The organism is Clostridium sp. 1001271st1 H5 (assembly GCF_005845215.1).
In the GTDB taxonomy this organism is placed as follows: domain Bacteria; phylum Bacillota; class Clostridia; order Lachnospirales; family Lachnospiraceae; genus Enterocloster.
Map to the genome: position 1 here is coordinate 1 of NZ_SPHO01000006.1, position 14,349 is coordinate 14,349.

Below are 14,349 nucleotides of genomic sequence, written 5' to 3' on the forward strand. Positions count from 1 at the left end.
TATTGTTTATGGGAAGCTTGTTTTTAGAGTCATAATATTGTTTATGGGAAGTCTATATTTGGTGTGGCTGGCAATGTACGCAAGTATGCCATGAAAAACAGTACCGTATCATCCTCTGGTACTGCAAGCATCTCTATCAGTGCTGGATATGACCCTGGAAGGTCAATGTATAAGGCGACAATACCAACAGGGTTTAATGTATCGTGTATTGCCTGGACAGATGGTGCCCTAGTGGGATTTTGGTCTGGTAATCCTGCCCACTGTGCCGGAGGGGGTTACCGATTTGATTTTAATATGAGTGGTGCTTGGCATGTAAATAGTACTAATGCTGTCTTACCTTGTATTGAAAATGGTACTGTCTGGTACTGTGTCGCCGGATATTATTAATAGTAACCAAATACTTTAACTGTCATATTTCTTCCCCCGTTTATTGAGCCCGCTGGGAGTCTTACCAAGCTGGAGTTTAAGGAATAATATCCTCCATTGAGCCAATATAAAAATTGGGTTCCATAACTACTTCGGTTGCTTCTTTCAGCATAAGCAAACCCCCATCCATCTCCTCCTCCATGAATAGGGGTGTAATCAGCGTGTTCACCTACAATTGATGCATAGAGGGGTGTGAATCCAATATTGCTAATACTCACATAATAAGCATATATGGAGCAATCACCTCCCGTAAAATTGACTTTACCGGTAGATGATGTAAGGGTTTTTGTTATACTCGCATACTTCCGCACATTTCCGGAAACGCCAAAAATGCTCTTCCCATAAACAATATTATTTGCATTTAGGTTTCCATCCCCCTTAATAGTCTGTGCCCCGGCCAGGAACTGATTAGCCGCAATAACCTGGTTAGATGTCCCTGGCGTGTAAGTCTTAGCGGCTATCTCTGCCATGATTCCAGTCAATGGATTTCCGTCCTTATCTACAATCATTTTCCCTTTTCGTACATCCGATTCCGCTGCTGTTATCACATCCAGGTCCGCGCCATCACCGCCTCCCGGTATCCATATCTTACCCATTACTGCTCCTTTCCAAGACCGCCAGTATCTCGACCTTCTCGCCTTTTGTCAGGTTCCTGTAACCTTCCAGGATGTCTGCCGGCTCCTCTCCTTGATTCTTCCTTATTATGAGCCCCTTAATAACTATCGCTTTAAATATTTCATTCATCACACTGCACCTCCAATGATATCTGCCATAGCCACTGTAAGTTGGGCATTATCTGCCCTTAGCTGCTGGATCTCTTCCTTGTCAGTTGGCAATCTGTCAATTACTGTAACACCGTCAGCCTTAAGGAATACACCATTGATATACTTGTCATTCCTCTCACAAACGTACTGCATGCAATCAACGGCAAATGCAGTATCACCATATACAATCCTTGCAACCCTGTTTGCATCTTCATAGCTATATGCAACACAAACATCCCTGATTGTTTCATCATGCACCAATGCGTATACTTCATGTGCTACCATAATTTACATCCTCCTTACTTAATATAGTCTTAACAATATTACTCCTGAGCCACCGTATCCAACTGGTCCACAGTATGGTCTATATGATTGGTCACCATATGGTCTATTCTGGCCGCCGCCACCTCCACCAGTACCTGCTCCACCATTAGTAGCTGGATTTCCTCCTCCGCCAGCCCCTCCAACTCCGCCATAATAACCGGTCCAATAGTGTCCTTCTGATGAACTACCACTTTGCCAGTACCCACTACCGGAACCACCACCACCAGAATATAGTGTATTACCAGCTTCACCAAATGCTCTTGTGGTTCTACCCTGACCAGTTCCAGGATTTAATGTTTGTGATGCATATTCTCCAGTTCCTCCTCCAGGTCTACCATTCCCACCGTCTTGTCCACCACTACCACCATTTCGATAGGCATACCCCCATGCGTCACCGTCTCCGCCACCGCCGGAACCTCCATTTCCTCCCTGCACTCTTGAGGCGCCAACCACTATACCAGACTGTCCGCCACCAGCAGAGCAGATATTTCCAAATGAAGTTGCGGCGCAAGCACCACCTACAGTAGCGGCTATTTGTTGTCCAGGAGTTACATGTACACCTTTGGCAGTATTTGTATACCCACCACCGCCTCCAGCTCCGCCATGTAATGGGTTTGTTGATGAAAGATTTCTTGATACTTCACTGCCATTACCTCCACCCCCAACACAGAATACATCAATAGTGCTGAATCCATCTGGTATTGTATATACCTGTGTACCAGTAATTGTAATATTTTGCACTCCACCAGTGGCTACAGTTGCTTGCTTGATAGTTGCTGGGTCATATACCGGACTCCATATATCTCCAAAGCTTGTTGTTGCATATCCAAAACATGTAAAATAATATAAGGTATTGAGATTTGGCATATCCATAAATACCTGTGACCAACCACCCGGAGCTGTATTACTACCAACTCCAGCATATCCCGCGGCAAGGTTGGCATCAGGTTCATTCCATGCTGGATATCTGCCTGCCATACATTTAACGATAACCCCACCAAATGGTTTCCCTGGAGTGGGGTTTGGATTCTGCCATTTTACTAATACGCGCCGCCCAGAATACGGCGCTACACTAAAAGACATTATACTGTTGACCGTCATTCGTCCGATGCCCGGTTCGTCATTACTGTCCGATGTGACCGCAGTCTCTCCAGCCAGTACATGGTCCAGCGTGGCTGTGCACTCGTCACTTCCAGTTCCGCCTCCGCTCCCGCCTGTCATCAATATTTCTCCCATCTATCTTTACACTCCTTTCAAGCCTACGGTCATGTCAATCGTGGGCTTCTTATTGTAACATTTAAATGTTGCCTGTCCATCTGCCGTGTCTCCATCGTCAATCATCCCGAATGCTTTGTTATACGCTTTCACCTGCTCCGGTGTCGCTCCGTCCGCAATCACCTTTACCAGAATGGGGCTGTCCTCCGCTGTCAGCCCCTCTACTGATACAGTCTGGGTGTATGGAGCCGCCACACTCCATCCGGATACCGGAAGTGAGACGGAAACAACATGGTTCAGGGCGTTTACTGCCTTGTTGGTAAGATTAATGTCGTCTGGCCCGAAAACATCGCCTTCCTGACTATATACAGTCACATCCTGGATTTCCGACTTTCCTTCCCCATCCTGGCTTATCAGATACTTCCGGTTGCCCTCGAACACATCTGCCTTGTAATCTGTTTTTAATGCCATTCTTACCTCCTGTTTCCTATTACCCTCATGCCCAGCCTAAACGCCAGGCGCTGCTGGCCACTTACCATGCTGTCATACATATCCCCCAGGTCCTTGAGTATCTGTTCGATATCGTTTGCCTGATAGATACTGCCATACGTTATCTTCGCCGGGCTGGCTGGCGTACTGGCCTTGACATAGTAGGCTGAACGAAGCGCCTTTATGTTGCTCAGTAATCTGGTCATCTCTGTGTCGGTCCGAAAATCCTCCATCTTCCATTCTTTCGTTTGAATGATTACCCCCAGACGCTCTGCCAAAAGCGCACAGGCCTCCTCCACCCGGTTTAAACAAATATAATCCGCATAGACCTTATCCAGGTCTGCCGCAAGGTCTGCCGCTGTCCTGTCAGTAATCAATGTATCTAATACCGTACTCACCTCACTGTCACCTCCGCTGTAATCTTCCTTCGACTGAACTTAAAATCCAGCTTCGTGATATTGCCTGTCATTGTCCCCCGGAAACCAGTAGATACATTCACACGGTTTCCCAGCTCCTGGTCGTTGATGGCTGCCCGAAAGCTGATGATTTCATTGCTACTGTAATAGCTATATACCCTGTCCAGAACTTCCTGGGCATTAGCAGCTGTTACCAGAGTTGCCTCCTTAACTTCGGCAATGTTCTTATTCTGAGTAATCTTTGGGTTTTCTGTCAGTAGCATAGCTGTGCTGTGGTTATACTTAAGCCCGGTCAGTACCACCTCTTTACCTGTGCCAGTTATGCAGGCATAATTGTCTCCATGCTCCCCAAGGGTCCCGCCGGTAACAGACAGACTGTAGTAAGGTTCTGAAAACTCTATCTTCGTGTTGCCGTCCAGGGTCCCCTTATACAGTTGCGCGGATTCCGTTCCCTGGGTATAGCTGTGTACATACAGCCGGATGCCGGTTATGATGTCACTGTGTTCCACCGATAGTCCCAGCCGGATATCCCTGGCCGTAAACTCACCAGTGACCCCGGTCTGCTGTGGGTATATGTAAAGCTGCCGGTCGTAACTGGTATCTACCAGGGCACCGATTGCAAAGGCCAGTTGCTGCAGAGCCACGCGCTTGGTACATATTGGTAGGTACCCACTTACCCTCGCATCTACATAGGAGTCATCCAGGAAGTATGTGATACCCTCCCCGGCCATGATACTGGCCAGGATGTCTGATACCAGGGCATCGTCATACACACCGCCCATGAACTGGTTATTATCCAGAATTCCCACAGCATCCTGAGTCTCCACGGAATACCGCTTTGCCCCCAGCTGCTTCCCATCTTTCAGATAAAAAATCCCCATGATTGCCTCGTCAAAATATAGCGTCTGCTTCTGCCGTTTTTGAAACTCAAACGCATATTCTGACTTGCTGCGGATGGTGTAGTCCATGGTATTGATGCTTACCTCTTCGGATATCGGATTCAGCTCCATCAGACAGCTGATATCGTCAATCTCATTATCCTTGAACACACGGATGAGTCCCCAGGTTATCCCGGTCAGGAATACGTTCCGGTATGGCTTGCTGGTCTCCTGGAAGGTAATGACCACCTTGTTGTAATAATCTACGATTCCGTAGCAGAAATAGCTGCCAGCATCCAGATGGTAAATCCGGTCAGCCAGCAGGGTATCATCCCGGTACCATCTGATGTTGACCTTGCTGCAATAATCTCCAGAATAATCATTAAACGCCAAAGTTATCCCAACACTGGAATAATTCTGCCCGAACGTGAATATCAATGCTGGGGGATTCGCAAAAATTCCATTTCTGTCAGATATACTGTCACTTACGTATCCCATATCATCCAAGGCATCCGGTGCGTTGATATACCCTCCATCCATCTTGGCATATCTCGGGAGACACATGGCATAGTCCGGAAACTCCACACCTGCCTTCAGGTCCTGCAGGTCTACGTAATAATCCTTGTCATCCGATATGACCTCGTTATCCTCTGCAGCCCCCAAGGCAATGTCATCATAGACAATCTTAAGGCCACCGGCGTCTGTCATCCGCTGGTTCTTAAGCACCGACAGCCAGAGATAACGGTATGGACGGTTTGTCTCCAGGAAGGTAATCACCAGTTGGTTGAAGAGCGGTACCTTAGCCCGGCAGAAATATTCCACTCCATCCGGGCTGAAATCCTGTTCCTGGACCAGTCCGGAATCCTTGTACCAGGCAATCTTAAGTTTGCTGGCGTAATCCCCGGATGTCCGGTTGCATACCACAGATACACCATTGCTGGTCTTTAACCGGTCAAATGTCACTATAATCATTGGCGGTGTTTCAAAGACTCCCTCAGGGCCGCTGAGCGCCGTGCTGATATATCCCTTCTGCCCCTGCTCCACCATGTCCGGCGTATTACTATATGTGCCATCCATCTTGGCATATCTGGGCAAACAGTAAGCAAATGGAGGCATATTTTGTTCAAGGCTGGACAGGTCGTCCACAGATGAGTACGGCTGCTGTCCATTGGTCTCTACCCTTACATCCCACTTCACCGCTTACCGCCTCCTCTGTGGTTCCATTGCTGTAAAATTCAGGGACAGCCCATCCATACCCCATATGTTTTTACCGTTTCGTATCCGCAGCTTATCCTTACCCTGGCTGACGTAAGCCTGGAAGGTCAATGTCTCCTGGCCATAGGGAAAGGTCATCTCATGGCTCGCGTAGTTTGGGTCGGATATGATGTTGTAAAACGCATCATAGGATGCTAGGTCGTCCATCTTGGGGTAAATTTTCATTGTGTAGTTGTAGAAGGTACCTATGATGTCCCTGTCCATGTTGTAATCCATGGCACGTCCAGACTGCTCTGAATCCGTAACGGCAAAACTCCGTTCCAGCGAATCCTTCTCTACCTCAACGTTATAGGCCTTGCCGTCCATCAAAAATACACTACCCATATCAACCTCCTACAATTACCAGACTTACGCCCTTGCGCGCTGCCTCTTTGTCAAGTTCTGGTTTAAGCAACCGTACCATTGCCGCCAGACTCCCTGTCACTTTCAGTACAATCTGAATCGGCCTGTTACCCTCAGACTCCAAACGGCTTATCCTTTCATTCATCTCAGCAATCAAAGCGCTTAAAGTCTCCTCCTGGCCATATCCTGCCGTGTTCCTCATGCTTGCGGACATTTCACCTGCCCTTGGCGGCACAACGGTTCCGCTGGCCATCCTGGGCAGGTAGGATGCTGCGTTCGGGATGTTGATACCGATAGGCAGCTGCATCTCCACACCGTTAAACACATCCATGACACCATCCAGCCATTTCTGGACTATGCTTCGGGATGATGCCGCCATAGCACTAATGCCGTTATTAAATCCGCGCACCACATACTCCGCAATACCGTAAAACTCCTTGGACGGGGAATTGATGTCAAATTCTTCCTCCGCTGCTTCCATGGCCTCGCGGGCCCACTTCCTGATGGCGTTCTTGGCCATATACGCAAAGTCAGATATTCCATTGGCGAAACCTTCGTTGATGCGTCTGGCCATGCCGTAAAATGCCTTATACATCCCGCCGGTGCCCTCCGGGTCGCTATCGCCCCAGAACCATTCACGCACATTTTTAGCCCAGGTTTCCATTGGTGCCTGTGTTTCAACATGGCTTCCCTCAATTTTGACCTTGAATGCCTGGATAATAAGGTCCGCAAACTTCGCCCAGGATAACTCATTCACGCCCTGCACCTCATCCGCTCCCACGAACCACTTCCTGACATTCTCTGCCCAGGTCTCCATGACTGTCTGGGACTTCGTATAGTTCTTGCTGACCGAATTGTTAAATCCGGACAGGATACTTGTCGCCCACTGACGGGCCTCCGTGGAGTCCCCGGTGCTGATTCCAAACTTGTTGGCAAACCAGCTGGCTACGCCGGACGCCCAGGACTGTATCACGCCCTGGGAAGCTGCCTGCTCATTTGTCACACCCTGGTTAAACCCGGCCACGGTGTTGGAACCTATGCCGGACAGCACTGTTGATGGGCTGTGGATTCCCAGCAGGCTCTTGATACCATTCACGAACGGGTCTGTGATGTTGGCCTTTATGAAGCCAACCGGGTTGGAGAAGAACTCCTTGACGCCGTTGCAGAATCCATCCCAAAGATACTGCCCCATCCCGGCCATGACCGTTGACGGGCTATGGATGCCAAACCCTGCCTTCACACCGTTTACAAACGGGTCTACGACATTGGTCTTAATCCAAGTGACCACGCCCTTGGCAGCGTCTGTTATGCCCTTAAGCATGCCCTCCCACACATTGCCGCCGCACTCCTCTATCTTGCCGTTAAAGTAGTCCTTCGCCGCCGCGAACCCGTCCGCTATCAGGGTCCCAATGAAGTTAGCCAGAGCACCAAAGGCAACACCCAGAGCAGAGTACAACAACGTGTAAATCTTCCCCGCAAGACCAATCCAGTCCACTGCCTCAATGCAGTCAACAATGCCCTGCACGAAGGATGCCCAGTCAGTCTCCTGTACCACGGTAATCAAAAAGTCCAGGATACCAATGACAAATGTGCTCAAGGCCTCTCCGGCCTGCGCCCACTGGAATGTCTGGAAAAATGTGCTGATGCCTGTTGCCACCTTATTGCCAAACTCCGTCCAGTCAAACGTGGATGCAAATTCCAGGAGCAGAGCGAAAGCCCCGTTAAGCCCCGCAGCTATAAGATATCCAAACTGTACCCAGTCTATTGCCCCCGCAATGCCCATGAGGCAGGTAGCAAGGGCAGCCCCGATAGCTCCCCAGTCAGTCCCAACGATAAATCCCAGCAGACCGGATATCTGCGCCTGGAAATAAGCCCCAATAGTAGCTCCCACAAGTCCCCACTCTACCGTATTAACCATTCCCATAAGACTTTGCGATAGAGCATTTCCCAGCATGAACCAGTCAATCTGCGTGAGTAACAGATATAGGGTATTGGCCAGGGTGTTGATGCCGGTACCAAACATGATGCCGATGGCATACCAGTCAATCGTTGCAACCAGGCTGTTGAACATGGTCGTGAAGGCTGTCACGAATGCAGTTATCTGCGCCCCAATGTTATCCCAGCTGATAAACTGTGTGAAACTCTGTACTGCTTCATTGATTTTCTGGCCAATCAACTGGCCGATTCCTTCCCAATCCCCAGCTGCGAACATCTCCTTCAGCCGGTTGGCAAAATCGCTGATTCCCTTGTCTATACCGACAGTCTCAAACATATCTGATGGGCTGGCTCCGCCTCCTCCGCCTCCGGATGCATCCGCGCCCTGCTGCTGTATCTGTACAAGGTCATCAAATGGAGCCAGGGCTTTCTTGGCCTCTTTACCGGCTGCACTCGCAGCCCCTCCTGTCTTTTTAAGACTGGCTGCATAATCTTCATTGGCCTTTTTGGCCCGGATGTATGTACTCCCGCCTCCCAATGCAGAAAAGAACTGGTTGATATAACTCACCGCTGTAGCCAGCAGGTTAATCAGAGTATTAAGTACCGGAGCCACATAGGACAGAATGGGTGCGAACGCCGCCGCAAAACTATTTTTAAGGTAGGTCATGTTGGTCATCAGTCCGGACATGGACTGGTTCGCGCTGTCCGAATACTGCACCAGGTTCTGCATACCCTCCTTAACTCCTTGGATGGCCGCCCTCATCGCCATGCGGATAAGCATGAGCTTAAACATATTTGATAGTTTCAGGATGCTCTTGCTGACGTTGTTGGAAGACTTCCCCAGGCCCTTCAAGCTGGATACTGCCTGTTTAGCCTTATTGGCCAGACCTCGACCAATACTTTTTGCAAAATTACCAACCGCGCTTGCAGCTTTTAAAAATGCGGATTGGATTGTTTTGGAAAACTTTCTTGTTTCATGTCCGGTATCCGTCAGTAATTTCTGATAATCCTTTAATTCTGAATTAATCTGGGCGATTTCAGCAGCATTACTGTCGTACTCCTGATGCCCCAGACCAATACCTGATGACTGCAGCTCCTTCTGGCGTGCTTTCAGTTCCTGCAGACGCTTGTTCAGGTCAACAATCCTCTGGCTGCTTACCTGGGCATTCTCCGCAATCTCCCTCAGCCTGATTGCCTCATCCGCCGCACTGCCTTCCTTTTCAATCAGTTCTATCAAGCGCTGTTTCTGTACATATAGGCGGTTATTCAGTCCATCAAGTGCGGCAGCCTTCTTTTCATACGAGGCGCTTTCCTGTCCGGAGGTAAATGCCCGGTCGCGGTCCACAGTGTCCTGCAGCTCGGCTTTGTATGTATCCAGCTTCCTGGTTGTTTCGTCAATATCATACTGCAGGCTCTTCCATCGGGATGAGTTATGCTTTACGCCCTGGCTCTCCATTTTAGCCTGTCTGTCCAGAAGTCCATCCAGTTTAAGCTGGGTCTTTTCCACCAGGCCAGACAGTTCCCTATATTCTTCTGTCGGGACGCTTGTTCCCTCCATCTTTTCCATTTCAGACACAAGACTCCGTATCTTCTCTTCGGTCTGTACAATTTGGTTCTCAAGGGATGAAATCCTGGTAGATTTGTTGAACGCCTCATTCGCACTTTGACCAGCCGCTTCAAGTGCTTTTGCGCACCGGTCAGCTGCCTTCCTTATGGAACTTACCCCATCCTCGAAGCCATCCGTATTTATTTTTGTATCAAATCTCAGACTGCCATCTGCTGCCATACAATCACCTCCTGTCCAGGCATAAAAATAAGACGCCCGTCTAGCGTCTTAACCCAATAAGTTATTCCAATAATCAATCTCCGCCTGTTCCTCTTCGGTATACCGTTTCCGGATGTCGCAGAGTTTCTTGTTGTTGCGGTAAAACTCCTGTTCCCACTTCTCCAGCTTCTTACCCTTGGCTTTCTTCTGCCTGATGCCCAGAACCGTGGAAAAGGTACCCTCTTCTATCTCCATGAAATATCCAGAAAAGGTCCACCAGTGGATGTATGGGGCCGCCCTGGTTTCCATCCCCGCAACCTTATTGATTGCCGGGAACAAAATGGGCTCATCCTGCTCCCAGTCCATCACCTTCCGGGCCGGCTTCTTATCGTCCTCCTCCTGGCCGCAGTCCACGAACCACTTGGCCTGTAGGATAGCTTCCTCCAGATATTCCTGAGGTATCTGCCCAAATCCATCCCTGTATAACCGTTTCATGAGGATTTCCAGCTTCTCCGGGGCCGAAAGCTCCGGGTCGGAACAGGCAGCCAGGAAAACAAGTATGTTCCGGTAATCTGTTTCAATGGGATATCTTACCCCGCCCACATCAAGGCTGGTTGGTAACCGGCCAATCATTTTTCTATATCCTCCAGATACTTCATGGACTTTTCTCGGTTCTTTCTACTGTATTCCTCGACAGCTGGCCGCATCAGCACAAGCAGGCCATCCAGTACCCCTTCATACAGGTATTTCTGGCCAACAATACATAAAGGGGATTGCCCCGCGAAAATCGTGTCATATACATCTGACAGGAAGATGCCGTTGAACGCCTTACGCATCTCCCCGGAGAACTCAGCCACGTATGCACCGTCCCTTTCCATATCGCTTTTAGGGGTCCCGTCCGGGTTCAGTTCTATACCCTCCGGGGGACTGTAATCCTTGAAATGTCTTTGCACATCCAGCACGCGGTTGATGATTTCCGGGTCCGCCGGGTTAAACCGGATAATCCGGGTCGGGTCGTCATTTACCGCAAAGCTCTCATAGCCGTCATCAAATAACAGACTCTTCATTTTTTTCGCCATCTGATATTACCTCCTCTTCTTTGACTGCCAGCGGCACAGAATCGGCCGCCGGCATTGCTCTTCATGCATCTGCTGTAAACGTCTTTGTCGCAAGTACAAACTTACCCTTAACCCGGTTTCCGGTGTGGTGCACGTTGAATGGAATCTGGTACCCTGTAGTATCTCCGCCATAGCTGGATACCTCAATGATTGCATCCTCTTTGTAAGCCACGTATGTGCCGTCTGCCGCCTCAACCGGGTCCCACAGATGAACCTCCACCACACTGGTTTTTAAATCATCCAGCGTCTGACGCTCATCCACAATCCCCTGCAAGCGGTCAAACAATGGCTCCCCAATCTCGGCATAGTACGGGTCTGTGGATGCCTGGGGCTGGTAGCTGTCCAGGTTTACGGACGTCTCCCCCCATATGTTGTTCCTTGTCTCCACGTTGGCGTTCATCTCCACGATGTACTCCTCCAGGTCCTTCCCCAGGCGGCTATAATCAGCCTTATTGGCGGATGGGAGGGCTGCATCGATATAATGTGCCATCCATTTCCTTTTAATCTTTCCAGCCGCAGGGATTAATTCCGCAAACAGCTGTAACTGCATTTTATGCATGGTTATACCTCGCTTTCTATTTTGTAGGTCACCTGTATCTGTATCTGGTACAGGATTCCATCGTTAACTGTCTCTCCCATGGGCTGCATGGCCATTGCGTTGGATGTGATTGCCTTCAGGAACCTTGCTTCCAGCTCCTGTCCTCCGATATTGGCAGTAAGGCCACCCTCTTCGGGCAGCTGCTCCAGCCAGTACCCCAGCTCCAACAAAAAATTGCTATTGGCCAGCCGGCAGTAATCCGTAAAGGACGGTACCACTGCGTACATAGCAAAGTTGTGGCGCCGGGTCTGGTTCCCCAGCATGTCCTCCTTGACAAGGCTGTCCCCATTGCTGGACAGGCCATAACTGGAGCCCGGCTCCGTGAAATCCACATGGATATCTCCATCAACCAGGAACTCCGATATCTTCGGATACTCTGTCAGTTTCTGGCGCATAAAATCTATGATTGTCATACCTTCCCTCCTCTATTTACCAGGGCTTGGGCCGCCTGCAGTATATCATCCTTATGGTCGGCCTTCATGCGGTCAAACCACTTCTTGCCCCGCATAGGGGCGCCGGCATAGGTCAACTCCCGGTCTGTGGGAACCTTGATTTCATTCTCTTTGGCCCAAGCACTACCCGTTGTCGGGGACACGTATAAAATGCCCTCATGCAAATAATGCGCATAAGGACCAGGTATGTCAATCTGGCCGGAGCCAATTACCGTAGCCATGACCATCATATGCTCCAGCTCCCCTGCCTGTCTGCGCGGCATGTAGTCGCTCATATACCGCATGGCCTCACTGTCTACCAGTTTCTGCACGGGCCCTTCAGGTTGTAAGCCGTGGTTTCTTTTGATGGTTTCCGCAGTGCTGATGTTGAATTCCACCTTCATAGTCTCATCTCCTACTTACAAGCCAGCTCATAATGCTGCACGGACTCGCTGCCATACAGCCGTTCATCTACCGTGACCACTGTCAGGAATCCATGGGCCGCCTTAAGGGCCGTCAAAGACTTCGACATGGCCTCCTGGCTGCTGCAGTCTATCTCATCCTCAATGATGCCCTTGACAGCCAGGTCCTTACCCTGTGTCAGTTTTATGGGACCGTCCAGACTTTCCAGTGGGATGACCAGGAGGACGGATGTGCCGTCCCGCTGGCCAGTCTTAAGATAGGTGGACTGCCTCACATCCTCCCAGTACACGCCCTCTATGGACATCCTGGTGTACTTCTCCACCTTCCCATCCTTGCTGTACAAGTACAGCGTCACATCTGCATTGGTATACATATCACACCCCCTGGTAACACAGGCCGGTATCTTCCAGCCATTTCATGACAATGCTACGCTGTTCCTTGGCTGTGGCCTGCGCCGATTCTTGTACGCTTCCGAAGCTGACCGAATAAGTCCCAATCTTCTCAGATACCTTCCCTCCAGATTCCTTCTGCTGTTTCTCTCTGCAGTACTCAGACTCGGCCAGTTCACAGCAGCACATCTGTACCTCATCTGGGATTTCTACCACATCCTTCAGGCGGTTGAATGTATACCGGTCAATGACCTGGCTGGCTGACCTGACATAAAAATGGAAGCCAGTTGTGATGACCGGCTTCCTCCCCTTCAGGTAATCGTTGATATAGTACATTTCATCTGCGTAAGCCTGCATCGTTTTGGCCTCCTTACTACTTAACCAGGGTTACATCCTTTGTCACTGCCACATCTGCTACGGTCACGTTCTCGGTAACCTGGCTGTAGCCTGACTTCTTAATCTTCGCTGGATATGTCCCTGCCCGCAGGTTGAACTCCGCCACGCCGGACGCGTCTGTCTTAACCCTGGAACCATTCACGTCTACAATTGCCCCATCAATAGCTGCTGGGGTTTCGGCGTTGTCCTTAACCGTAAAGGTAACCTTCTGGGTAACAGCTGGGCTTGTCGGCTCCAGGTATGCAAATGGACAGCCTACGCGGTCCTCGTCCATCCTGGTTGCCGGGTTAGGCAGTGCCCACCCCATCCGAAATACGATACGCAGGGCAACCATATCCTGCTGCGCCAGGTTGTAGACGATTTCCTTCGTTGTCGGGTCCTGGATGACGCCCTGGTCAAGAATCTTCACCGTCACATCCTGGCGGATGGAATATACCGCCTGCTTGAAATCGCCCACAATCAGCTGCGCAATGGTGTTGTCATAGGCGCCGTTCTGCGGAAAGTACATGGGCGCCCCATCCAGCGCGTAATTCGTGGAACCCTGCATATCAGATTTGAAGATGAGACTGCCGTCCTCTGCGCGAATGCCCCTCAGTTTTGCCCTCATGGTCATGGCAGCCAGCGCACCGGTTGCCATAAACCCATCTTCCTCAACCTTGGAAATGACGCCGCCCTCACCCAGGAGCAGGTTATAATAATCCGGACTGGAACCTACAGCCACGTTATTACCCGCCTGCCTGGCCAGCGTGATGATGTCATTCTGCCAGTTACGCGGGCGGTTCACGCCGAAAATAATCGCACTGTCCACGCGCTGGCCAATTGCCTCGTTGACCCGCGGTGTAATCTCACCGAAAATGTCGAACTCTGCATCATCCAGAACTGCCTCAGGAATCGGCACGATGACTGCCAGCTCCGCAGCCTCAATGAATACGTTATCCCAGGCCTGCCTGGTGGTCTGTTTCATCCCGGTATCACCGTCCACCCAATATGCAGTCGGCAGGAAGTCAAGCACCCGCATCCGGGTCTGGTTACTTGTCATGTTCGGCAGCTTCCGTGCCAGGGACATGAATGTGGACTGCTTCGGTGCATCCTGGAAAATGGTTGATATGACCTGTTCGCGGATGATGGCCTCCGCGTCGGCCCTGCTTGTAATATTTACTGGCAT

At 50.1% G+C, this 14,349-nt stretch carries 19 protein-coding genes; 1 reads left to right on the top strand and 18 read right to left on the bottom strand.

Annotated elements, in window-relative coordinates; translation table 11 throughout:
• Positions 1-383 precede the first annotated feature (383 nt).
• Genes FGS84_RS31470 through FGS84_RS31185 form a run of 5 tightly spaced genes read right to left on the bottom strand, consistent with a single transcriptional unit; the run spans position 384 to position 1,963 of the window.
• Positions 384-1,022, bottom strand: coding sequence for a hypothetical protein (locus FGS84_RS31470; RefSeq protein WP_243129943.1), 639 nt, complete (start codon positions 1,020-1,022; stop codon positions 384-386).
• Positions 1,015-1,170, bottom strand: a complete 156-nt coding sequence (locus tag FGS84_RS30785) for a hypothetical protein (RefSeq protein ID WP_171042596.1) — start codon at positions 1,168-1,170, stop codon at positions 1,015-1,017. The genes FGS84_RS31470 and FGS84_RS30785 overlap by 8 nt, the downstream gene beginning before the upstream one ends.
• Complete coding sequence (locus tag FGS84_RS10280) at positions 1,170-1,475, bottom strand: hypothetical protein (protein ID WP_138308034.1); 306 nt, start codon at positions 1,473-1,475, stop codon at positions 1,170-1,172. The genes FGS84_RS30785 and FGS84_RS10280 overlap by 1 nt, the downstream gene beginning before the upstream one ends.
• A 38-nt stretch (positions 1,476-1,513) precedes the next feature.
• On the bottom strand, positions 1,514-1,765 hold the full coding sequence (locus tag FGS84_RS30790; protein WP_171042597.1) for a hypothetical protein: 252 nt from the start codon (positions 1,763-1,765) through the stop codon (positions 1,514-1,516).
• Positions 1,766-1,804: 39 nt separating this feature from the next.
• Positions 1,805-1,963, bottom strand: a complete 159-nt coding sequence (locus FGS84_RS31185) for a hypothetical protein (RefSeq protein ID WP_157405818.1) — start codon at positions 1,961-1,963, stop codon at positions 1,805-1,807.
• Positions 1,964-2,076: 113 nt separating this feature from the next.
• Here FGS84_RS31185 and FGS84_RS30795 point away from each other — a divergent pair, with 113 nt between their 5' ends.
• Positions 2,077-2,358 (top strand): hypothetical protein, encoded by a 282-nt coding sequence (locus FGS84_RS30795; RefSeq protein WP_171042598.1) that lies wholly within the window; start codon positions 2,077-2,079, stop codon positions 2,356-2,358.
• 398 nt (positions 2,359-2,756) lie between these two features.
• Here the strand turns inward: FGS84_RS30795 and FGS84_RS10290 are convergent, their stop codons facing one another.
• The 13 genes from FGS84_RS10290 to FGS84_RS10350 form a co-directional block, all read right to left on the bottom strand.
• The gene (locus FGS84_RS10290) at positions 2,757-3,200 is read right to left on the bottom strand and encodes a hypothetical protein (protein ID WP_138308039.1); all 444 of its coding nucleotides are present in this window, start codon (positions 3,198-3,200) and stop codon (positions 2,757-2,759) included.
• A gap of 2 nt (positions 3,201-3,202) precedes the next feature.
• Complete coding sequence (locus FGS84_RS10295; protein ID WP_138308041.1) at positions 3,203-3,616, bottom strand: hypothetical protein; 414 nt, start codon at positions 3,614-3,616, stop codon at positions 3,203-3,205.
• Entirely contained in the window at positions 3,613-5,709 is a 2,097-nt protein-coding gene (locus FGS84_RS10300) for a hypothetical protein (RefSeq protein ID WP_138308043.1), read from the bottom strand. The genes FGS84_RS10295 and FGS84_RS10300 overlap by 4 nt, the downstream gene beginning before the upstream one ends.
• A 3-nt stretch (positions 5,710-5,712) precedes the next feature.
• Positions 5,713-6,111: a hypothetical protein gene (locus tag FGS84_RS10305; protein ID WP_138308045.1), complete on the bottom strand. Its 399-nt coding sequence runs from the start codon at positions 6,109-6,111 to the stop codon at positions 5,713-5,715.
• Position 6,112: 1 nt separating this feature from the next.
• Positions 6,113-9,850, bottom strand: coding sequence for a hypothetical protein (locus tag FGS84_RS10310; protein WP_138308047.1), 3,738 nt, complete (start codon positions 9,848-9,850; stop codon positions 6,113-6,115).
• A gap of 48 nt (positions 9,851-9,898) precedes the next feature.
• Positions 9,899-10,462 (bottom strand): Gp15 family bacteriophage protein, encoded by a 564-nt coding sequence (locus tag FGS84_RS10315; protein WP_138308050.1) that lies wholly within the window; start codon positions 10,460-10,462, stop codon positions 9,899-9,901.
• Positions 10,459-10,908, bottom strand: a complete 450-nt coding sequence (locus tag FGS84_RS10320) for a hypothetical protein (protein ID WP_138308051.1) — start codon at positions 10,906-10,908, stop codon at positions 10,459-10,461. Before FGS84_RS10320 ends, FGS84_RS10315 begins: the two co-directional genes overlap by 4 nt.
• A 61-nt stretch (positions 10,909-10,969) precedes the next feature.
• Positions 10,970-11,437 (bottom strand): hypothetical protein, encoded by a 468-nt coding sequence (locus FGS84_RS10325; RefSeq protein WP_347563822.1) that lies wholly within the window; start codon positions 11,435-11,437, stop codon positions 10,970-10,972.
• A 71-nt stretch (positions 11,438-11,508) separates the two neighbouring features.
• Entirely contained in the window at positions 11,509-11,958 is a 450-nt protein-coding gene (locus FGS84_RS10330) for a hypothetical protein (protein WP_138308056.1), read from the bottom strand.
• Positions 11,955-12,380, bottom strand: coding sequence for a minor capsid protein (locus FGS84_RS10335; RefSeq protein WP_002594104.1), 426 nt, complete (start codon positions 12,378-12,380; stop codon positions 11,955-11,957). Before FGS84_RS10335 ends, FGS84_RS10330 begins: the two co-directional genes overlap by 4 nt.
• An 11-nt stretch (positions 12,381-12,391) precedes the next feature.
• Entirely contained in the window at positions 12,392-12,772 is a 381-nt protein-coding gene (locus tag FGS84_RS10340; protein WP_138308058.1) for a DUF6751 family protein, read from the bottom strand.
• A gap of 1 nt (position 12,773) precedes the next feature.
• Positions 12,774-13,145 carry a hypothetical protein gene (locus tag FGS84_RS10345; protein ID WP_138308061.1) on the bottom strand — a complete coding sequence of 124 codons (372 nt, stop codon included), beginning with the start codon at positions 13,143-13,145 and terminating at the stop codon, positions 12,774-12,776.
• 16 nt (positions 13,146-13,161) lie between these two features.
• Entirely contained in the window at positions 13,162-14,349 is a 1,188-nt protein-coding gene (locus FGS84_RS10350; protein WP_138308063.1) for a phage major capsid protein, read from the bottom strand.

Bases quoted from the DNA above. Each gene is read 5' to 3' on its own strand.
- FGS84_RS10330 (WP_138308056.1), bottom strand. From the start codon at position 11,958: ATGACAATCATAGATTTTATGCGCCAGAAACTGACAGAGTATCCGAAG.
- FGS84_RS10345 (WP_138308061.1), bottom strand. From the start codon at position 13,145: ATGCAGGCTTACGCAGATGAAATGTACTATATCAACGATTACCTGAAG.
- FGS84_RS10320 (WP_138308051.1), bottom strand. From the start codon at position 10,908: ATGGCGAAAAAAATGAAGAGTCTGTTATTTGATGACGGCTATGAGAGC.
- FGS84_RS10305 (WP_138308045.1), bottom strand. From the start codon at position 6,111: ATGGGTAGTGTATTTTTGATGGACGGCAAGGCCTATAACGTTGAGGTA.
- FGS84_RS30785 (WP_171042596.1), bottom strand. From the start codon at position 1,170: ATGAATGAAATATTTAAAGCGATAGTTATTAAGGGGCTCATAATAAGG.
- FGS84_RS10315 (WP_138308050.1), bottom strand. From the start codon at position 10,462: ATGATTGGCCGGTTACCAACCAGCCTTGATGTGGGCGGGGTAAGATAT.
- FGS84_RS10335 (WP_002594104.1), bottom strand. From the start codon at position 12,380: ATGAAGGTGGAATTCAACATCAGCACTGCGGAAACCATCAAAAGAAAC.
- FGS84_RS10280 (WP_138308034.1), bottom strand. From the start codon at position 1,475: ATGGTAGCACATGAAGTATACGCATTGGTGCATGATGAAACAATCAGG.
- FGS84_RS10340 (WP_138308058.1), bottom strand. From the start codon at position 12,772: ATGTATACCAATGCAGATGTGACGCTGTACTTGTACAGCAAGGATGGG.
- FGS84_RS10350 (WP_138308063.1), bottom strand. From the start codon at position 14,349: ATGCCAGTAAATATTACAAGCAGGGCCGACGCGGAGGCCATCATCCGC.
- FGS84_RS10290 (WP_138308039.1), bottom strand. From the start codon at position 3,200: ATGGCATTAAAAACAGATTACAAGGCAGATGTGTTCGAGGGCAACCGG.
- FGS84_RS31470 (WP_243129943.1), bottom strand. From the start codon at position 1,022: ATGGGTAAGATATGGATACCGGGAGGCGGTGATGGCGCGGACCTGGAT.
- FGS84_RS10310 (WP_138308047.1), bottom strand. From the start codon at position 9,850: ATGGCAGCAGATGGCAGTCTGAGATTTGATACAAAAATAAATACGGAT.
- FGS84_RS10325 (WP_347563822.1), bottom strand. From the start codon at position 11,437: ATGGCACATTATATCGATGCAGCCCTCCCATCCGCCAATAAGGCTGAT.